The 19,146-nt window shown below is 73.8% G+C and carries 19 protein-coding genes; 12 read left to right on the top strand and 7 right to left on the bottom strand.

Annotation, left to right across the window (positions count from 1 at the left end):
• Positions 1 to 42 precede the first annotated feature (42 nt).
• Positions 43 to 774 (top strand): hypothetical protein, encoded by a 732-nt coding sequence (locus ABT238_RS19910; protein WP_350770606.1) that lies wholly within the window; start codon positions 43 to 45, stop codon positions 772 to 774.
• A 68-nt stretch (positions 775 to 842) separates the two neighbouring features.
• Here the strand turns inward: ABT238_RS19910 and ABT238_RS19905 are convergent, their stop codons facing one another.
• The gene (locus ABT238_RS19905; protein WP_350549538.1) at positions 843 to 1,196 is read right to left on the bottom strand and encodes a HesB/IscA family protein; all 354 of its coding nucleotides are present in this window, start codon (positions 1,194 to 1,196) and stop codon (positions 843 to 845) included.
• Between the two features lie 244 nt (positions 1,197 to 1,440).
• Between ABT238_RS19905 and ABT238_RS19900 the strand changes: the two genes are divergently transcribed.
• A complete protein-coding gene (locus tag ABT238_RS19900; RefSeq protein ID WP_350566784.1) occupies positions 1,441 to 2,307 on the top strand; it encodes a GNAT family N-acetyltransferase in 867 nt (288 codons plus the stop codon).
• Positions 2,308 to 2,369: 62 nt separating this feature from the next.
• Here ABT238_RS19900 and ABT238_RS19895 read toward each other — a convergent pair whose 3' ends face one another.
• The 3 genes from ABT238_RS19895 to ABT238_RS19885 form a co-directional block, all read right to left on the bottom strand.
• The gene (locus tag ABT238_RS19895) at positions 2,370 to 3,752 is read right to left on the bottom strand and encodes a pyridoxal phosphate-dependent decarboxylase family protein (protein WP_350566786.1); all 1,383 of its coding nucleotides are present in this window, start codon (positions 3,750 to 3,752) and stop codon (positions 2,370 to 2,372) included.
• 188 nt (positions 3,753 to 3,940) lie between these two features.
• Complete coding sequence (locus ABT238_RS19890; protein ID WP_350566788.1) at positions 3,941 to 4,405, bottom strand: Lrp/AsnC family transcriptional regulator; 465 nt, start codon at positions 4,403 to 4,405, stop codon at positions 3,941 to 3,943.
• A gap of 203 nt (positions 4,406 to 4,608) precedes the next feature.
• Positions 4,609 to 5,532: an NADP-dependent oxidoreductase gene (locus tag ABT238_RS19885; protein WP_350566789.1), complete on the bottom strand. Its 924-nt coding sequence runs from the start codon at positions 5,530 to 5,532 to the stop codon at positions 4,609 to 4,611.
• Positions 5,533 to 5,734: 202 nt separating this feature from the next.
• Between ABT238_RS19885 and nadA the strand changes: the two genes are divergently transcribed.
• Entirely contained in the window at positions 5,735 to 6,916 is a 1,182-nt protein-coding gene (gene nadA / locus ABT238_RS19880; RefSeq protein ID WP_350770531.1) for a quinolinate synthase NadA, read from the top strand.
• Between the two features lie 91 nt (positions 6,917 to 7,007).
• On the opposite strand, the gene pspAA is transcribed toward nadA, so the two are convergent.
• Complete coding sequence (gene pspAA, locus ABT238_RS19875; protein WP_350770514.1) at positions 7,008 to 7,301, bottom strand: PspA-associated protein PspAA; 294 nt, start codon at positions 7,299 to 7,301, stop codon at positions 7,008 to 7,010.
• A gap of 79 nt (positions 7,302 to 7,380) precedes the next feature.
• Positions 7,381 to 8,187, bottom strand: coding sequence for a PspA/IM30 family protein (locus ABT238_RS19870; RefSeq protein WP_350566795.1), 807 nt, complete (start codon positions 8,185 to 8,187; stop codon positions 7,381 to 7,383).
• A gap of 300 nt (positions 8,188 to 8,487) precedes the next feature.
• Here ABT238_RS19870 and ABT238_RS19865 point away from each other — a divergent pair, with 300 nt between their 5' ends.
• Entirely contained in the window at positions 8,488 to 9,087 is a 600-nt protein-coding gene (locus tag ABT238_RS19865; protein WP_350566796.1) for a DUF3043 domain-containing protein, read from the top strand.
• Between the two features lie 245 nt (positions 9,088 to 9,332).
• Positions 9,333 to 10,031 (top strand): class I SAM-dependent methyltransferase, encoded by a 699-nt coding sequence (locus ABT238_RS19860; RefSeq protein WP_502884287.1) that lies wholly within the window; start codon positions 9,333 to 9,335, stop codon positions 10,029 to 10,031.
• A gap of 62 nt (positions 10,032 to 10,093) precedes the next feature.
• Here ABT238_RS19860 and ABT238_RS19855 read toward each other — a convergent pair whose 3' ends face one another.
• On the bottom strand, positions 10,094 to 10,297 hold the full coding sequence (locus ABT238_RS19855) for a hypothetical protein (RefSeq protein ID WP_350566800.1): 204 nt from the start codon (positions 10,295 to 10,297) through the stop codon (positions 10,094 to 10,096).
• Positions 10,298 to 10,404: 107 nt separating this feature from the next.
• On the opposite strand from ABT238_RS19855, the gene cobU reads away from it, so the two are divergent.
• The 7 genes from cobU to ABT238_RS19820 all read left to right on the top strand — a co-directional run bounded on the left by cobU (position 10,405) and on the right by ABT238_RS19820 (position 19,140).
• The gene (gene cobU, locus ABT238_RS19850) at positions 10,405 to 10,977 is read left to right on the top strand and encodes a bifunctional adenosylcobinamide kinase/adenosylcobinamide-phosphate guanylyltransferase (RefSeq protein ID WP_502891450.1); all 573 of its coding nucleotides are present in this window, start codon (positions 10,405 to 10,407) and stop codon (positions 10,975 to 10,977) included.
• A gap of 60 nt (positions 10,978 to 11,037) precedes the next feature.
• Positions 11,038 to 12,153 (top strand): nicotinate-nucleotide--dimethylbenzimidazole phosphoribosyltransferase, encoded by a 1,116-nt coding sequence (locus tag ABT238_RS19845; protein ID WP_350770470.1) that lies wholly within the window; start codon positions 11,038 to 11,040, stop codon positions 12,151 to 12,153.
• Between the two features lie 70 nt (positions 12,154 to 12,223).
• Complete coding sequence (locus ABT238_RS19840; RefSeq protein WP_350566805.1) at positions 12,224 to 12,997, top strand: adenosylcobinamide-GDP ribazoletransferase; 774 nt, start codon at positions 12,224 to 12,226, stop codon at positions 12,995 to 12,997.
• Positions 12,998 to 13,296: 299 nt separating this feature from the next.
• Positions 13,297 to 14,805 carry a leucyl aminopeptidase gene (locus ABT238_RS19835; protein ID WP_350566807.1) on the top strand — a complete coding sequence of 503 codons (1,509 nt, stop codon included), beginning with the start codon at positions 13,297 to 13,299 and terminating at the stop codon, positions 14,803 to 14,805.
• 391 nt (positions 14,806 to 15,196) lie between these two features.
• A complete protein-coding gene (gene lpdA / locus ABT238_RS19830; RefSeq protein ID WP_350566810.1) occupies positions 15,197 to 16,603 on the top strand; it encodes a dihydrolipoyl dehydrogenase in 1,407 nt (468 codons plus the stop codon).
• Between the two features lie 57 nt (positions 16,604 to 16,660).
• Positions 16,661 to 18,442, top strand: coding sequence for a 2-oxoglutarate dehydrogenase, E2 component, dihydrolipoamide succinyltransferase (gene sucB, locus ABT238_RS19825; protein ID WP_350770413.1), 1,782 nt, complete (start codon positions 16,661 to 16,663; stop codon positions 18,440 to 18,442).
• A gap of 182 nt (positions 18,443 to 18,624) precedes the next feature.
• Positions 18,625 to 19,140: a DUF4240 domain-containing protein gene (locus tag ABT238_RS19820; RefSeq protein WP_350566815.1), complete on the top strand. Its 516-nt coding sequence runs from the start codon at positions 18,625 to 18,627 to the stop codon at positions 19,138 to 19,140.
• Positions 19,141 to 19,146 lie beyond the last annotated feature (6 nt).

Below are 19,146 nucleotides of genomic sequence, written 5' to 3'. Positions count from 1 at the left end.
GGCCGGCACGGTGCGCCGCTGAGCCCTCGGGAGGATGTGCAGATGGATCTGGAGACGATGCCCCGGCGTTCCGGCCGGGCGCGGGCCACGGCACTGGCGGGCCTGGCGCTGGCGGCGGCGGCCGTCCTCGCCGGGTGCGGGAGCGGGAGCGGCGCGGGTTCGGACGCGGCGACCCCGGGCCCGGAGCGGACGCCGGCGAGCGCCGCCGCCTCCCCCGGCGCGGCCGCCCCTTCGGCCCCGGTCACCACGCCCGACCCGTCCGCCCCCGCTCCGGTGGCCACGCCGCCGGCCGACCCGTCGGCCACCGCCCCGGAGCCTCGCCCGGCCGATCCCTCGTCGGCCCCCACCGCCCCGGCGCTGACGCCCACCCCGGCACCCACTCCCCCGGGCGCGGGCGGCAACGGCATCGCGGTCGGCGAGCCGGCGCCGAACGGGTCCGGGAAGGGCTCGCAGGTGCATCCGGCGATCACCTACCGGGTGGACGGCAACCGGTTGACCGTCTGGTTCTACGGCGGGGTCTGTCAGCGGTACGCGCTCAAGGCGGACGAGTCCAAGCCGGGCCGGGTGGACGTCCGGGTGACCACGGCCGCGCCCGTCCCGGCCGGGCAGGACTGCGTCGCGGTGGCCCAGCGGCAGACGGTGACGGCCGACCTGAAGCAGCCCCTGCGGGGCCGGGCGGTGACCGATCTGGCGACCGGGCAGGAGGTGCCGCTGGAGGCGGACCCGAAGGTCGGCCCCGACCCGTCCGTTCCGGACATCCCGGGTGCCCCGTGACGGGGTGACCGGCGCCCGGACACGACGAAGGCGGCCCCGGGGATCCGGGGCCGCCTTCGCGTCGACGCCTAGCTGAACGAGTCGCCGCAGGCGCAGGAGCCGGTGGCGTTCGGGTTGTCGATCGTGAAGCCCTGCTTCTCGATGGTGTCGACGAAGTCGACGGTGGCGCCGCCCAGGTACGGGGCGCTCATCCGGTCGGTGACGACCTTGACGCCGTCGAAGTCCTTGACCACGTCGCCGTCGAGCGAGCGCTCGTCGAAGAACAGCTGGTAACGCAGGCCCGAGCAGCCGCCGGGCTGGACGGCGACCCGCAGCGCCAGGTCGTCCCGGCCTTCCTGCTCCAGCAGGGCCTTGACCTTGCCCGCGGCGGCATCGGTGAGGAGGATGCCACCCTCTACGGTGGTCTCGTCCTTGACGGTCATCTGCTTTCTCCCGGTCTTGACGACGGTCTGCCGCCAGTGCCAACCGACGGCCGCCCGGTTTCATTTCCCGGACGGCACGGTGTTTTCGGCGGTTCGTGGCGGCACGGTTCCGTGGGCCGGGCTTGCTACCCGCTCCCCATGCGCTTCCCATGCTCGCACACCGGCGGACACCGGTCACCGCCCGATGGGACCGATCCGGGTGAACCGGCCACGCCGCGGCGCCGGGGCGGCCAGGATGGTGGGCATGATCCTGCGCCCGGTCCAGGACACCGCCGCCGACGCGGAGGTGGTCCAGTCGCTCGCCCGTGCCGCGTTCGCCTCGCTCCCCGACGCCCCGGCCACCGAGCCGCCCCGGCCCTCCGTCTACCAGTCGGCCCGGACGAGACACCTGGCGCGCACCGATCCGCAGGGCTGCTGGCTCGCCGAGCTCGACGGCGAGCCGGTCGGCGCGGTGCTGGCGCTGCGCCGCGAGGGCGTCTGGGTGCTGGCGCTGCTGGTGGTGCTGCCGCGGGCGCAGGGCAAGGGGGTGGGCCGGCTGCTGCTGGACCGGGCCCTGGCGTACGGGCGCGGCTGTCTGCGCGGCATGCTGTGCTCCTCGCCGTCCCCGGCGGCCGTGCGCCGCTACCGGCTGGCCGGCTTCACGCTGTACCCGGCGATGCAGCTGACCGGGCGGGTGGACCGGTCCGGGCTGGTCGATCCGGGGGACATCCCGGTGCACCCGGGCAACGCGACGCACCAGCACCTGCTGGACTCGGTGGACCGGCGGCTGCGCGGCTCCGCGCACGGCCCGGACCACGGGCTGCTGCTCGCCCACTGCGAGGAGTTGCTGATCGCGGACTCGCTGGCGGGCAGCGGCTACTGCTACCGGGACGGCGGGGAGGTGAAGCTGCTGGCGGCCACCTCCAAGCGGATCGCCACCCGGCTGCTGCGCGAGGCGCTGGCCCGGGTGCCGGAGGGGACGCAGGCCCGGGTGGAGGCGCTGACCGCGGAGCAGGAGTGGGCGCTGGACGTCGGCCTGGAGGTGGGACTGACCGTGGAGAGCCGAGGCTTCCTGGGCCTGCGCGGGATGCGCCCGCCGGCGCCGTACGTGCCGAACGGCGGGCTGCTGTAGGGCGCGGGAACGGCGGGACCCCCGCCGGGCCGGGGCCGGGCGGGGGTCCGTCGACGGGTGCGTCACGCCATGGTGTCGAGGATCTCCCTGACCATCTCCATGGTGGTGCCCGGGTGCAGGAAGGCGAACCGGGCGACGGTCTCGCCGTCCCAGCCGGTGGGGGTGACGAAGCCGATCTGGTCCGCGAGCAGCTGCTGCGACCAGCGGTAGTAGTCGTCGTTGGTCCAGCCCTTGCGCTTGAAGCAGACCGCGGAGAGCTGCGGGTCGAACAGCAGCTCCAGGTGGTCGGTGTCGCGGATGAGCCGGGCGGTGTCCCGGGCGAGGGTGAGGCCGGCCTCGATGGCGTCGGTGTACGCCTGGACGCCGTGCACGGCGAGCGAGAACCAGAGCGGCAGGCCGCGGGCGCGCCGGGTCAGGTGGTAGGCGTAGTCGGTGGGGTTCCACTCGTCGCCCTCGGTGTGCAGGACGTCCAGGTAGGAGGCGTCCTGGGTGTGCACGGCGCGGGCGAGCTGGGGGTTGCGGTAGATCAGCGCGGCGCAGTCGAACGGCGCGAAGAGCCACTTGTGCGGGTCGACGACGAAGGAGTCGGCGTGCTCGATGCCGTTGTAGCGCTCCCGGACGGAGGGGGCGAACAGGCCCGCGCCGCCGTAGGCGCCGTCCACGTGGAACCAGAGGCCGCGCTCGCGGGCGACCTCGGACAGGCCCTGGAGGTCGTCGACGATGCCCTCGTTGGTGGTGCCGGCGGTGCCGACGACGGCGATCACGGTCTCCGGGTTCGGGTCGGCGGCCAGCGCGGCGCGCAGCGCCTCGCCGGTGAACCGGCGGTCGACGGTCGGCACCTTGAACGCCTCGACACCGATGATGTTGAAGGTGTTCTTGACCGAGGAGTGCACCTGGTCGGCGACGGCGATCCGCAGCCGGGCCTCCGGACCACTGGGTCGCCCCTCCTCGGCCAGACGGCGGCGGGCGGTGTCGCGGGCGACCACCAGCGCGGAGAGGTTGCCGGCCGAGCCGCCGGAGACGAAGGTGCCGCCGGCCGAGGCGGGCAGGCCGGCGCGGTCCGCTATCAGGCGCAGCACCTGGTTCTCGGCGGCGATCGCGCCGGCCGCCTCCAGCCAGGAGATGCCCTGGAGCGAGGCGCAGGAGACGACCATGTCGAAGAGCAGCGCGGCCTTGGTGGGGGCGCACGGGATGAAGGAGAGGTAGCGCGGGCTGTCGGCGGAGATCACCGCGCGGGAGAGCTCGTGGTCGTAGAGCTTGAGCACGTCGGCGGGGTTGTTGCCGTCCTGGTTGAGCAGGCCGGCCAGCTGGGTGCGCAGGTGCTCGCCGTCACCGGGGTGGTCGAGCGGGACCGGGTCGTACTGCAGCCGCTCGCGCATGTAGTCGAAAACCAGGTCGACCAGGTCGTTGTCGGGCCGGTGCATGCGGTCGGGGGCTGCGGACACGGGTGTCCCTCTCGGCTGTGGGGTGTCGGGGAGGGCCCGGCGGCACGGGGGTTGGCACCGCACGGCCGGACGTGATCAGCGTAGGCAGCGAGGGGCCCCGTCCGCGCGTCGGAACGCGGCCGGTCAGGCAGCTTTCGGGCGTCTTCGGCGGGGGGCGCGCAGGATTCCTGCGCGGGGCCCCGGAGAGGTCAGCCGATGAGCTGGGAGAGCACCACGGAGGAGCGGCTGCGCTGGACGCCGGGCTCGCGGCGGATCCGCTCGATGACCGCCTCCAGGTGGCGCATGTCGGCGGCCCGCAGGTGGACCAGCGCGTCCGGGTCGCCGGTGACCGTCCAGGCGGCGATCACCTCGGGGAACTGGCGCAGGCTGGCGAGGATCTCCTCGGGGGCGGTGCGCTCGCGGCAGTAGACCTCGACGAAGGCCTCGGTCTGCCAGCCGAGCACCGAGGGGTCGAGCACGACGGTGAAGCCGCGGACCACCCCGCGGGCCCGCAGCCGGTCGATCCGGCGGCGGACGGCGGTGGCGGAGAGGTTCACCTGGAGGCCGATCTCCGCGTAGGAGGCACGGCCGTCCCCGGCCAGCCGGGCGAGGAGGAGGCGGTCGGTCTCGTCCAGGGAGGCCCCGACCGTCTCGTGCGCTCGGCTGCTGCTCATCGGTGCGGGGCTCCACGGGTCGTGCGGCGTAGGGAACGGCGGCGGACGGCGGCGGCACGCCGAAACGGTTCGGCAACCATTCTGGCGGATGTCAGGAGTGAGTCCACCGCTGACGGATGACGGAGGGGGGACGTCCGCGCGTCGGCCGGAGGGTGACCGGCCGGTGCGGCGGCCCCCGCGGCGGCTCTCGCGGCGGCCGGTGATCAGCCGGTGAGCAGGACGATCTTGCCCCGGGTGCGGCCCTCCGCGCTGAGCGCCTGCGCCGAGGCGGCCTGGGCGAGCGGGAAGGTGGAGGCGACGGTCACCGTCAGCCGCCCGTCGTCGGCGAGCGCGGCCAGCTCCGCCAGCCCGGCGGCGTCCGGACGGACCCAGACGTACCGGCCGCCGCGCGCCCTGACCCCGAAGTCGGCGACCGAGGCGATCCGCGCCGGGTCGGCCACCAGGGCGGCCGAGACCTCGACGGCGTCGCCGCCGACCAGGTCCACCGCGGCGTCCACACCCTGCGGGGCGAGCGCCCGGACCCGCTCGGCCAGGCCCTCGCCGTGGCCGACCGGCTCGGCGCCCAGCGAGCGCAGGTACGCGTGGTTGCGCTCGCCGGCGGTGCCGATCACCCGGGCGCCGAAGGCCCTGGCGATCTGGACCGCCAGGTGTCCGACCCCGCCAGCGGCGGCGTGCACCAGGACGGTGTCCCCGGCGCCCGCGCCCACCGCCCGCAGCGTCTGGAGGGCGGTCAGCCCGGCCAGCGGCAGCCCGCCGGCCTGCGCCCAGTCCAGCGCGGCCGGCTTGCGGGCCAGGGTGCGCACCGGCGCGGCGACCAGCTCGGCGTAGGTGCCGTGCTCGACCGCGTCCTTGCGGACGTAGCCGTAGACCTCGTCCCCCGGGGCGAACTCGGTGACCCCGCCGCCCACCGCGCGGACCACCCCCGCCGCGTCCCAGCCCATCACCAGCGGGAAGTGCGCGTCGAGCAGGCCGTCCAGCCGGCCCTCCCGCACCTTCCAGTCGACCGGGTTCACCCCGGCCGCCCTGATCTGCACCAGGACCGAGTCCGGGCCGACCTTGGGATCGGGCAGGTCGGTGTACTCGACCACGTCGGGGCCGCCGTAGCGGTGGATCGCGATTGCCTTCATGCCACCAGCGAAACCCGGACCGGCCGGGATCACGGTTCGGCCACGCCGCAGCCGCCCCGGGAAGGCTCCGAACCGGCGAGCGGTTCTCGTCACATCGACAGGATGGCCATCGTCACTCTGACGCTAACCGGTTATCATAGATTGCGTCAGATAGACGAAAAGGCTGCACCGCTTGATCGGCCGCACAGAAGGGCGCCCGCCCGTGACCACCACCACCGAGACCTACGGCGTCGACCCCACCCCGACGCCGCTCGCTCTGCTGCTGCTCGGCCGCGAGGCCGACCCGAACAGCGAGCGCGGCGTCGAGTGCCCCGGCGACCTCCCCCCGGCCTCCGACCCGGACCTCGTCGACCGCGCCCGGGCCGCCAAGGCCGCGCTCGGCGACCGCGTCTTCATCCTGGGCCACCACTACCAGCGCGACGAGGTGATCGAGTTCGCCGACGTCACCGGCGACTCCTTCAAGCTCGCCCGCGACGCGGCGGCCCGCCCGGAGGCCGAGTACATCGTCTTCTGCGGTGTGCACTTCATGGCCGAGTCCGCCGACATCCTCACCGGCGACGCCCAGCAGGTCGTCCTGCCGGACCTCGCGGCCGGCTGTTCGATGGCCGACATGGCCACCGCCGAGCAGGTCGCCGAGTGCTGGGACGTGCTGACCGACGCCGGCATAGCCGACGTCACCGTCCCGGTCTCGTACATGAACTCCTCCGCCGACATCAAGGCCTTCACCGGCCGGCACGGCGGCACCATCTGCACCTCCTCCAACGCCAAGCGGGCGCTGGAGTGGGCGTTCGAGCAGGGCCGGAAGGTGCTGTTCCTGCCCGACCAGCACCTGGGCCGCAACACCGCGGTGCGCGACATGGGCTTCTCGCTGGACGACTGCGTCGTCTACAACCCGCACAAGCCGAACGGCGGCCTGACCGCCGAGCAGCTGCGGGACGCGAAGATGATCCTCTGGCGCGGCCACTGCTCGGTGCACGGGCGCTTCACCCTGGACTCGGTGAACGACGTGCGCGAGCGGATCCCGGGCGTCACCGTCCTGGTGCACCCGGAGTGCCGGCACGAGGTCGTCGCGGCCGCCGACATGGTGGGCTCGACCGAGTACATCATCAAGGCGCTGGACGCCGCCGAGCCCGGCTCCACGTGGGCCATCGGCACCGAGCTCAACCTGGTGCGCCGGCTCGCCAAGGCCCACCCGGACAAGGAGATCGTCTTCCTGGACCGGGCGGTCTGCTTCTGCTCCACCATGAACCGGATCGACCTGCCGCACCTGGTCTGGGCGCTGGAGTCGCTGGTCGAGGGCCGGGTGCCGAACGTGATCAGCGTCGACCCGGAGACCGAGAAGTACGCCAAGGCCGCGCTGGACCGGATGCTGGCCCTGCCGTAGCGGTCCGCCGCCGCGGCGGCGCGGACGACGAAGGACGGGCCCCCTCCCCGGTGGGAGGGGGCCCGCCCCTGTGTCTGGCCGAGAACGGCGGCTACTCGGGAACGCCCGGGATGAGACCGTCACCCTCGGCCCGCAGCAGTTCGCGGACCTGGTCGATGGTGGCCTCGGCGTCCGGCAGGATCAGGTCGGACGGCTCCAGCGAGTCGTCCGGCAGCGGGGTGCCGAACTCCTTGACGGCGCCCAGCAGCTCGCCGAGCGCCCGGCGGAAGTGTTCCTCGTCCCCCGACTCCAGTGCGGTGAGGAGCTCCTCGTCGAGCTCGTTGAGGTGGTTCAGGTGGGACTCGCCCACCTCGAACTGCCCCTCACCCATGACCCTCATGATCATGCCGTGCGTCTCCCTGTTCCTGGGGGATGTGCCTTTCTGGGGGCCGCGCCCCGGAGAGTGCCCCGGGGCGCGGCTCAGGTCACTTGTTGTAGTTGATCCGCGGGGTGTCCTGCTGCTGCGGCGCGGCGTCCTGCGGGCGCCCCTGCTCGATGGCCTGCGGGCCGGCGGCCGGGGAGCCGCCGGTCAGCTCGGCCTTCATGCGGGCCAGCTCCAGCTCGACGTCGGAACCGCCGGCCACCCGCTCCAGCTCGGCCTCGATGTCGTCCTTGCGGCCGAGACCGCTGGCGTCGTCGAGCGCGCCGGAGGCCAGCAGCTCGTCGATCGCACCGGCCCGGGCCTGCATCTGCGCGGTCTTGTCCTCGGCCCGCTGGATCGCCAGACCGACGTCGCCCATCTCCTCCGAGATGCCGGAGAAGGACTCGGCGATCCGGGTCTGCGCCTGGGCCGCGGTGTAGGTGGCCTTGATGGTCTCCTTCTTGGTGCGGAAGGCGTCGACCTTCGCCTGCAGCCGCTGGGAGGCGAGCGTGAGCTTCTCCTCCTCGGCCTGCAGCTGCTGGTACTGCACCTGCAGGTCGTTGATCTGGGACTGCATGTTCGACTTGCGGGTCAGGGCCTCGCGGGCGAGGTCCTCCCGGCCGAGCGAGAGCGCCTTGCGGCCCTGGTCCTCGTACTTCGCCGACTGCTGCTGCAGCTGGGTCAGCTGGAGCTCCAGACGCTTGCGCGAGGTGGCCACGTCCGCGACGCCACGACGCACCTTCTGCAGCAGCTCCAGCTGCTTCTGGTACGAATAATCCAGCGTCTCGCGCGGGTCTTCCGCCCGGTCCAGGGCCTTGTTCGCCTTGGAGCGGAAGATCAGCCCCATACGCTTCATGATTCCGTCGCTCATGGGCCTCGGGTGCCCCCTTCTCCGGCCTGCGGTCTCTATCTCGTTACCAGACACGACGAGTGTATGTGCAGCGAGCCCGTCGCCGCAGTGCACCTGCCTGCAACAAGCCTGCTACAGGTCGGTCCCGCAAAGCCTCCTCCGCGGGGTGGATCCCGCCCTCGTTCCACCCGCCGGTCAGCGGAGTGATCCCCTACGGGAAACCCCGGGAAAGCCCGGCCGCGCGCCGCCGGGACGCGATCGATATGCGTTTGGTTCCCGGGGGACCGGAGGAAGGCGCCCCGCACCCCGTACGCTGGTGGTGTGTTCCGACGCCGTTCAGATGATGCCGCTGCCTCCGCCGCCGTGCTGGAGAAGCAGGACGAGACGACCCAGCCCCGCGACCCGCAGGCGAAGAAGGGCCGGCCGACGCCCAAGCGCAGTGAGGCCGAGGCCCACCGGCGGACCCGGGTGAGCGTGCCCAAGGACCGCAAGGAGGCCACCCGCCAGGCCCGCGAGCGGATGCGCGCCGAGCGCGAGAAGCAGCGCACCGCGCTGCTGGAGGGGGACGAGCGCCACCTGCCGGCCCGTGACAAGGGCCCGGTGCGCAAGTTCACCCGCGACTACGTGGACGCCCGCTGGTCGCTGGCCGAGTTCTTCCTTCCGGCCGCCGTCGTCATCCTGGTGCTCAGCATCGTGAAGGTGCCGGCCCTCCAGCTGCTCTCCACGCTGCTGTTCCTGCTCTTCTTCGTCCTGGTGATCCTGGACTTCGTCCGGCTCGGCTTCGGCCTGCGCAAGCAGCTCGCCGAGCGCTTCGCCGGGCAGAACACCCGTGGCGCGGTCGCCTACGGCCTGATGCGCATCCTGCAGATGCGCCGGCTGCGACTGCCCAAGCCGCAGGTGCGGCGCGGGGAGAAGCCCTGACCGCCGAACCGGTGGACTCCGGCTGGGCCCCTCCCGTCTGGGACGGGCCCGGCCTCTACGTGCTCCCCGGCCAGGGCGGCGGCGGCCACGACCGGGTCGCCCAGGAGCGCGGCGGATACGACCGCGGCGGCCACGGGCTGACCGGGTACGAGCGGCGGCTGCCCTCGCGCAGCGGCTCCTTCGCCGGCGGCGCGGGCCCCTCCCCCGGCCGGTCCGGCTCGCTGCGCAACCTGGTCCGGCAGGAGATGGTCGCCCGGCAGCTCGCCGAGCAGCTCACCGGCCGCGCCGCGCAGCGCGTCCTCGACATCGGCTGCGGCCAGGGCACCCAGGCGCTGCGGCTGGCCCGGGCCGGCCACTACGTGACCGGCATCGACTCCGACCCGGCCGCGCTCGGCGTCGCCCAGCAGGTGCTGGCCGAGGAGCCCGAGGCGGTGCGGGAGCGGGTCCAGCTGCTGATCGGCGACGGCCACCAGTGCGGGCGCTGGTTCGGGGCGCGCAGCTTCGACGTCGTCCTCTGCCACGGCGTGCTGATGTACCTGCCGGACCCCGATCCGATGATCGCCTCACTGGCCCGGCTGCTCGCCCCCGGCGGGCTGCTCTCCCTGCTGGTGCGCAACCGCGACGCGCTCGCCCTGCGGCCCGCCGCCGCCGGCGACTGGCGGGCCGCCCTGGACGCCTTCGAGAGCGACCGGTACTACAACCGGCTTGGGCTGGCGGCCCGCGCCGACCGGATCGCCGACCTCGTCGTCACCCTCTCCGAGGTGTCCGTGCCGCTGCGGCACTGGTACGGCGTCCGGGTCTTCACCGACCACTCCCCCGACGACGCGGCGCCGCCGGTCGACGGGCGGCAGCTCGCCCAGCTGCTGGAGGCCGAGGAGCGGGCCGGGCGCACCGACCCGTACCGGCAGGTCGCCGGGATGCTGCACGTCGTCGGGATGAAGTAGCCCCGCCGGGGCGGGGAGGCCGGTGCCCGGCCGCCCGCCCGGGCGGGCGGCCGTCCGGCGGCTCAGTCCTCGTGCAGGCTCATCGTGTAGATCTCGCGGCCGTCGTCCAGCAGCACGGCGCGGTCCACGCCGTCCTCGGCCAGCTGCTTCCAGTTCTCCCCGATCCAGGTCTCCGCGTCCCCCTGGCCGGCGAACTCCTCCGCCTGCCCGTTGCCCGGGGCCACCACGGTGCCGTCCGCCCTCTCGTACCGCCACGTCCAGACCATGCCCGGCTCCTCCCGCCGACGATCAGCGATGCGCTGTGCAGCGCACCCTAAGCCCTCAGGTTGCCCGGCGGGATCTTCGGTATGCGCGGTGCGCGAGGATGGCGTGCATGACACCTGACGCCCCGCGCCCCCGCACCCTGCTCCTCGGCGGCGCCCGGTCCGGCAAGTCCACCCGGGCCGAGCAGCTGCTCGCGCACCACGAGGACGTGCTGTACGTCGCCACCGGCGGCACCCGCGAGGGCGACGCCGAGTGGGCGCAGCGGGTCGCGCTGCACCGGGAACGGCGCCCGGCGAGCTGGCGCACCGCCGAGACCTGCGACCTGGAGGCGGTCCTGGCCGACCCCGCCGACCCGGCTCCGGTGCTGGTCGACTGCCTGGCGCTGTGGCTCACCGCCGTGATGGACGAGTGCGGCGCCTGGGACGACGCGGTGTGGGCGGACGGCGGCGAGGCCGCGGTGCAGCGGCGCTGCGCGGCGCTGGCGGCGGCCTGGGCCGGCACCCGGCGCCAGGCGGTGGCGGTCAGCAACGAGGTGGGCATGGGCGTCGTCCCGGCCACCGCCGCGGGCCGCCGGTTCCGCGACACCCTGGGCCGGCTCAACATGGCGGTCGCCGACGCCTCGGAGCGTGTGCTGCTGGTGGTGGCGGGGCAGGTTCTCACCGTCAAGCCCGCCGTTGGCTGAACACCTCGCCCGCTCACCTCCAGGGCGTCGGAACACCTGCGGCGTGTAGCCTTCCGGACGATGGACACGACCGTGGATCTCGATACGTTCTCCTCGCTCGTCGAGCGCCCCGACGAGAGCGCCCGGCGCGCCGCCGAGGAGCGGTGGCAGGAGCTGGACCGGCCTCGCAACGGCCTCGGCAGGCTGGAGGAGCTGGGCGCCTGGCTGTCGTCCGTGCAGGGGCTCTCCCCGGTGCGGCCGCTGTCGGCGCCCAAGGTGGTGCTGTTCGCGGCCGACCACGGCGTGGCCCGCCTCGGGGTGTCCCGGCTGCCCGCGCAGGGCGGTACGGCGGCGCGGGTGCGGGCCGTGCTCGACGGCACCGCGCCGGTGGCGCTGCTCGCCCGGCGGTTCGGCGCCGGGGTGCGGGTGGTGGACGTCGCGGTCGACGCCGACGCCGGCGACTTCCCCGACGAGGTGACGGCGCACCGGGTGCGGCGCGGCTCCGGGCGGATCGACGTCGAGGACGCGCTGAGCCCGGAGGAGACCGCCAAGGCGTTCCGGGCCGGCATGGCGGTGGCCGACGAGGAGGCCGACGCCGGGACCGACCTGGTGGTGCTGGGCGACCTCGGGGTGGGCGCCACCACGGTGGCGGCGGTGCTGGTCGGCGCGCTCTGCGGGACGGACGCGGCGGCGGTCACCGGGCGCGGGTCGGGCATCGACGACCGGGTGTGGATGGTCAAGTGCGCCACGGTGCGGGACTCGCTGCGACGGGCCCGGCCGGTGCTGGGCGACCAGCTGGCGCTGCTCGGGGCGACCGGCGGCGCGGACTTCGCGGCGATCACCGGGTTCCTGCTGCAGGCCGCGGTGCGCAAGCTGCCGGTGGTGCTGGACGGCGTCGTCTCGGCGGCGTGCGCGCTGGTCGCGCAGCGGATCGCGTTCCGGGCGCCGGAGTGGTGGCGGGCCGGGCAGAGCAGCGGTGAGCCGGCGCAGGCGAAGGCGTACGACCGGCTGACGCTGACGCCGCTGCAGGAGCAGGGGATCACCATGGGCGAGGGGGTCGGCGCGCTGATGGCGCTGCCGCTGCTCCAGGCGGCGGCGGACACGCTGGCCGAGAAGATGCCGGAGCCGTTCGTGCCGGCGGCGCCGAAGGAGCCGGCGCGGCTGCCCACGGCGGCGGAGCTGCTGGGCAAGCTGTAGAGGATTTCGGGGCCCGGGCCGCGTCGTGACGACGGGCCCGGGCCCTTTCGCTGTTCCGAGTGGTCGGTGGGTGGTCGTTGTGTGGGACGGGCTGCGGTTCGCGTTCGGGACCCTGTCGGTGGTGCCGGTGCGGGTGCGGCGGTGGGACCGGGAGGCCGGGGGGCGGGCGATGGTGCTCGCGCCGGTGGTCGGGGTGGTGCTGGGGGCGGTCGCGGCGGGCACCGGGGCGCTGGTCGCCTGGCGGGCCGGCGGGCTGCTCGGGGCGGTGGCGGCGGTCGGGGTGCTCGCGGTGCTCACCCGGGGGCTGCACCTGGACGGGCTCGCGGACGTCGCGGACGGCCTGGGCAGCGGGAAGCCCGCCGAGGACGCCCTGCGGATCATGAAGCAGTCGGACATCGGCCCGTTCGGTGTGCTCACCCTCGTCCTCGTGCTGCTGGCGCAGGTGGCGGCGCTCGCCGGGCAGTTCGCCGTCTCCCCGCTGCGCGGTGCGCTCGCGGTGCTCGCGGCGGCGGTGGCGGCGCGCTGCGCGCTCGCCTGGGGATGCCTGCGCCGGGTGCCGGCGGCCCGGCCGGGCGGGCTGGGCGCGATGGTGGCGAGCACGGTGGCGCCGGGTGCGGCCGTCGCCTCGACGGGCGGTGCGGCGGCCCTGCTCGCCCTCGTCGGCCTGACCGACGGCTCGTCAGCCGCCCTGCTGCCCGCGGCCGTTGTGCTGGGAGCCGGCGGAGCCCGGCCGCTGCTGCGGCGCTGCGTGCGCAGGTTCGGCGGGATCACCGGGGACGTGCTCGGCGCGATGGCCGAGACCGCCGCGACCGGTGCGCTGCTGGTCCTCGCGCTGCTGGGCTGAGGAGGGCGCCAAAGCCCCTGCGCCGAAAGGCGGTACACCGGGCGGCGCGTGATCCCAGCATGCGGACTACCATGCGGGGAGCACCGCAGCCCTGCACCGTCGCAGGTCCTGCCCGGCGGGCGCGCGTTGAGGCGCCGGGGCCTCTGGTGTGCGCGACCGCCGCCGCGGTGGGCGCGCGCAGCCAGGGGCCCCGGGTCCGGCGGGCACCCGCCGGTCGGCCTGGCCGGCGGTCCGGGCTGCGCCGGTGCGGCACTCGCGCCGCGACCGGTCGTGGACCGCGAAAGAACAGGACGTTTTACGTGACTGCATTGTCTGTGAGCACCTCCGCCGCCGCCTCGCTGCGTGCGGACGCCCTGGTGATCGGTGTGGCGAAGGGCCCGAAGGGCATCGTGCCGGCCCCCGGCTCCGAGGCCGTGGCCGAGGCGTTCGAGGGCAAGCTGGCCGAGGTTCTCAGCACGCTGGGCGCCACCGGCGCCGAGGGCGAGACCGTCAAGGTGCCCTCCCCCGCCGGTCTGAAGGCCCCGCTCGTGCTCGCGGTCGGTCTCGGTGAGGCCGCCGAGGGCGGGTACGAGCTGGAGGCCCTGCGCCGCGCCGCCGGTGTGGCCGCCCGCACCCTGGCCGGCGGCAAGAAGGCCGCGCTGGCCCTGCCGGCCGAGTCGGCCGACGAGATCGAGGCGGTCGCGCTGGGCGGTCTGCTCGGCGCCTACGCGTTCGGCAGCTACAAGAACAACGGCAACGGCGGCAAGGAGCCGGTCGGCGAGCTGGTGCTGCTGTCGACCCGCAAGGGCAGCAAGGAGGCCAAGGCCGCGGTCGAGCGCGCCCTGGTCGTCGGCGAGGAGATGAACCGCGCCCGCGACCTGGTCAACACCGCCCCGAACGACCTGAACCCGAAGTCCTTCGCCGCGATCGCCCAGGCGGCCGGCAAGGAGCACGGCCTCAAGGTCGAGGTGCTGGACGAGAAGGCGCTGCTCAAGGGCGGCTACGGCGGTCTGCTCGGCGTCGGCAACGGCTCGGTCAACCCGCCGCGCCTGGTGAAGGTGGCCTACACCCACCCGAAGGCCAAGGCCAGCCTGGCGTTCGTCGGCAAGGGCATCACCTACGACTCGGGCGGCATCTCGCTGAAGCCGGCCGGCCACAACGAGACCATGAAGTGCGACATGGCCGGTGCCGCCGCGGTGTTCGCCGCCGTCGTCGCCGCCAAGCGCCTGGGCCTGCAGGTCAACGTCACCGCCTGGCTGGCGCTGGCGGAGAACATGCCGTCCGGCTCGGCCACCCGCCCCGGCGACGTGCTGCGGATGTACGGCGGCAAGACCGTCGAGGTGCTGAACACCGACGCCGAGGGCCGCCTGGTGCTGGCCGACGCCATCGTGCGGGCCGGCGAGGAGAACCCGGACGTGATCGTCGACGTCGCCACCCTGACCGGCGCGATGATGATGGCGCTGGGCAACCGCACCTTCGGTGTGATGGCCAACGCCGACGAGCTGCGCGAGACCCTGCACGCCGCCGCCGGCGAGGTGGGCGAGCAGTCCTGGCCGATGCCGCTGCCGGCCGAGCTGCGCAAGGGCATGACCGAGTCGACCATCGCCGACCTGGCCAACATGGGCGAGCGGATGGGCGGCGGCCTGGTGGCCGGTCTGTTCCTCAAGGAGTTCGTGGCCGAGGGCATCGACTGGGCGCACCTGGACATCGCCGGCCCGGCGTTCCACGAGGGCGCGCCGTTCGGCTACACCCCCAAGGGCGGCACCGCCTCCGCGGTGCGCACCCTGGTCCGCTTCGCCGAGCAGAAGGCGGCGGGCGGCAAGGCCTGACGGCCGGGTACGACCAGCGGACGGGGTCCGGCGCGCACGCGCCGGGCCCCGTCCGGCTTCCCGGGCCCGGGTTACCTGCCGGTAGGGGACGCGGGGCGACCGCCGCACCCCTGTTCGCTGCGGGCGAAACTTTGTTCCACCATGCGGAACCGGCGGCTCCGCGGCCCCGCGAGCCCCCGCCCGGCCACCTGTCAATACCGCCTTGAGCTGCGACGATGCCCCTGCGCACAGAGCATTCCCGGTGCTGTCACCACCCCTCGGGACACCCCTGGAGCGGACCCGGACATCAGTCGCCGTGAACAAGTGCGAAGATGTATTTCCGGCACGACTGGGCGCCCCACAAAGGCTTCCGACCCACCGGACCGCGACCGGCCCGGCGATCCACACCCCATTGCATGGAGGACGTGACGTGGCGAACGACGCCAGCACCGTTTTCGACGTAGTCATTCTCGGAGGCGGAAGCGGCGGTTACGCCGCGGCGCTCCGCGGCGCCCAGCTGGGCCTGAGCGTCGCCCTGGTCGAGAAGGGTGAGCTGGGCGGTACCTGCCTGCACCGCGGCTGCATCCCGACCAAGGCCCTGCTGCACGCGGCCGAGATCGCCGACGAGACGAAGGAGGCCGCCGAGTTCGGCGTGCTGGCCACCTTCCAGGGCATCGACATCAACGGCGTCCACAAGTACAAGGACGACGTCATCGCCGGCCTGTACAAGGGCCTGCAGGGCCTGGTGGCGTCCCGCAAGGTCACCTTCATCCAGGGCGAGGGCAAGCTCTCCTCGCAGACCTCGGTGGACGTCAACGGCCAGCGCATCGAAGGCCGCCACATCGTCCTGGCCACCGGCTCCGTGCCGCGCTCGATCCCCGGCCTGGAGATCGACGGCAACCGCGTGATCTCCTCGGACCACGCCCTCAAGCTCGACCGCATCCCGAAGTCGGCCGTCATCCTCGGCGGCGGCGTGATCGGTGTCGAGTTCGCCTCCGTCTGGAAGTCCTTCGGCGTCGACGTCACCATCGTCGAGGCCCTGCCGCACCTGGTCCCGCTGGAGGACGAGAACTCCTCCAAGCTGCTGGAGCGCGCCTTCCGCAAGCGTGGCATCAAGTTCGAGCTGAAGGCCCGCTTCTCCGGCGTCGAGTACACCGAGACCGGTGTGCGCGTCTCCACCGAGAACGGCAAGCAGATCGACGCCGACCTGCTGCTCGTCGCCATCGGCCGCGGCCCGGTCTCGGCCGGCCTCGGCTACGAGGAGAACGGGGTCGCGATGGACCGCGGCTACGTCCTCGTCGACGAGTACATGCGCACCAACGTGCCGACCGTCTCGGCCGTCGGCGACCTCGCCCCGACCCTGCAGCTGGCGCACGTCGGCTTCGCCGAGGGCATCCTGGTCGCGGAGCGCCTGGCCGGCCTCAAGCCGGTGCCGATCGACTACGACGGCGTCCCGCGCGTCACCTACTCCAACCCCGAGGTGGCCTCCGTCGGCATCTCCGAGGCCAAGGCCGTCGAGCTGTACGGCAAGGAGAAGGTCGTCACCCTCAAGTACAACCTGGCCGGCAACGGCAAGAGCAAGATCCTGAAGACCGCCGGCGAGATCAAGCTCGTCCAGGTCAAGGACGGCGCCGTGGTCGGTGTCCACATGGTCGGCGCCCGCATGGGCGAGCAGGTCGGCGAGGCCCAGCTGATCTACAACTGGGAGGCCCTGCCGGCCGAGGTCGCGCAGCTCATCCACGCCCACCCGACCCAGTCCGAGGCCCTCGGCGAGGCGCACCTGGCGCTGGCCGGCAAGCCGCTGCACGCGCACGACTGATCGCGCCCCACACCCCCAACTTCCAGTTCGCAAGACTTGATAGGAGTCGCTGAAACCATGGCGGTCTCAGTAACACTGCCCGCGCTGGGCGAGAGCGTTTCCGAGGGCACCGTCACCCGTTGGCTGAAGGCCGAGGGTGAGCGCGTGGAGGTCGACGAGCCGCTGCTCGAGGTCTCCACCGACAAGGTCGACACCGAGATCCCGGCCCCGGCCTCCGGCATTCTGGCCTCGATCAAGGTCGGCGAGGACGAGACCGTCGAGGTCGGCGCCGAGCTGGCGATCATCGACGACGGCTCGGGCGCCCCGGTCGCCGCGCCGGCCCCGGCCGCCGAGGCCGCTCCGGCCGCCCCGGCTGCTCCGGCTCCGGTCGCGGAGGCCCCGGCCGCCGCCCCGGCTCCGGTCGCCGAGGCCCCCGCCGCCGCTCCGGCCGCCCCGGCCGGCGACGCCACCCCGGTGCTGCTGCCCGCGCTGGGCGAGAGCGTGTCCGAGGGCACCGTCACCCGCTGGCTGAAGGCCGAGGGCGACACCGTCGAGGTCGACGAGCCGCTGCTCGAGGTCTCCACCGACAAGGTCGACACCGAGATCCCGTCGCCGGTCGCCGGCACGCTGGTGAAGATCCTGGTCGGCGAGGACGAGACCGCCGAGGTCGGCGCCCAGCTCGCGCTGATCGGTGCCGCGGGCGCCGTCGCCGCGGCCCCGGCCGCCGCTCCGGCCGCCCCGGTCGCCGCTCCGGCCCCGGCTGCCCCGGCTCCGGCTGCCGCCCCGGCTCCGGTCGCCCCGGCTGCCCCGGCCCCGGCCCCGGTCGCCGCCGCTCCGGCCGCCCCGGTCGCCGCTCCGGCTCCGGTCGCCGCCCCCGCCGCCCCGGCCCCGGTCGCCCCGGCTGCCCCGGCCGCCCCGGTGGCCGACGCCGGTGACGCCTACGTCACCCCGCTGGTGCGCAAGCTCGCCGCCGAGCACGACGTCGCGCTGTCCTCCGTCACCGGTACCGGTGTCGGCGGCCGCATCCGCAAGCAGGACGTCCTGGCCGCCGCCGAGGCCGCCAAGGCCGCCCAGGCCCCGGCCCCGGTCGCCGCTGCTGCCCCGGCCGCCGCGCCGAAGGCCGCCGCCGCGCCGTCCGCCCTGCGCGGCCAGACGGTCAAGATGACCCGCATGCGCAAGGTCATCGGCGACAACATGCTGAAGGCCCTGCACGAGCAGGCGCAGCTCACCAGCGTGGTCGAGGTGGACGTCACCAAGATCATGTCGCTGCGCGCCAAGGCCAAGGACGGCTTCCTCGCCCGCGAGGGCGTCAAGCTCTCCCCGATGCCGTTCTTCGTCAAGGCCGCCGCCCAGGCGCTGAAGACCAACGCGGTCGTCAACGCCCGGATCAACGAGGCCGAGGGCACCATCACCTACTTCGACACCGAGAACATCGGTATCGCGGTGGACTCGGAGAAGGGTCTGATGACCCCGGTCATCAAGGGTGCGGGCGACCTCAACATCGCCGGTATCTCCAAGAAGACCGCCGAGCTGGCCAGCAAGGTCCGCGACAGCAAGATCACCCCGGACGAGCTGTCCGGCGCGACCTTCACCATCAGCAACACCGGTTCGCGCGGTGCGCTGTTCGACACCGTCATCGTGCCGCCGAACCAGGTCGCGATCCTGGGCATCGGCGCCACGGTCAAGCGCCCGGTGGTCATCGAGGCCGACGGCGGCACCGCCATCGGCATCCGCGACATGACCTACCTGTCGCTCTCCTACGACCACCGCCTGGTGGACGGCGCCGACGCCGCCCGCTACCTGGTCGCCGTCAAGGAGATCCTGGAGGCCGGCGAGTTCGAGGTCGAGCTCGGCCTGTAAGGCCCCGGGAGACCGACCCGGCAGCACCGGAACCCCGCACCGTCCCCGGACGGCGCGGGGTTCCGCGCGTCGGGGCCCGGGGCCGGGGGCTTCGCGCCGTTCCGGGTTTTTCGCGCGGTTCCGGGTGATTCACCCGTTCTTCGCATGCGCGCGTGCGCCCGAACAGGGATGCTGGAGCGGTGATGGACGAGACCGACTTCTGGCTGATCATCGACGAGACCCGGGAGGCCGCCGAGGGCGACCCGGACGAGCAGGCGGACCGCCTGGTGGAACGGCTCGGCGAACTGACGCCGGACGACGTCATCGACTTCGCCCGGCTCTTCGAGGCCCGCTTCCAGCGCGCCTACCGCTACGACCTGTGGGGCGCGGCGTACCTGCTGCTCGGCGGCGCCTCCGAGGACTCCTTCGACTACTTCCGGTGCTGGCTGATCGGCCAGGGCCGGGAGGTCTTCGAGGGCGGCCTGCACGAGCCCGACGACCTGGCGGACCTGCTGCCCGGGTTCGACGAGGAGGAGGACGGCGAGGCCGAGGACCTCGGCTACGCCGCCGACGAGGCGTACGAGCAGCTGACCGGGCTGCCGCTGCCCGAGGTGGGCGGGCGGCAGCCCGTGCGGCCGTCCGGGGCGGTCTTCGACTTCGACGACCCGGACGTCATGGCGAAACGGTTCCCCAAGCTCTGGGAGCGGTACGGGGATTGAGAGCGC

The organism is Kitasatospora sp. NPDC001527 (assembly GCF_040298605.1).
Lineage (GTDB): Bacteria > Actinomycetota > Actinomycetes > Streptomycetales > Streptomycetaceae > Kitasatospora.
Note: the sequence above shows the minus strand (reverse complement) of the source record. Positions and strands in the feature narration are given on the sequence as shown.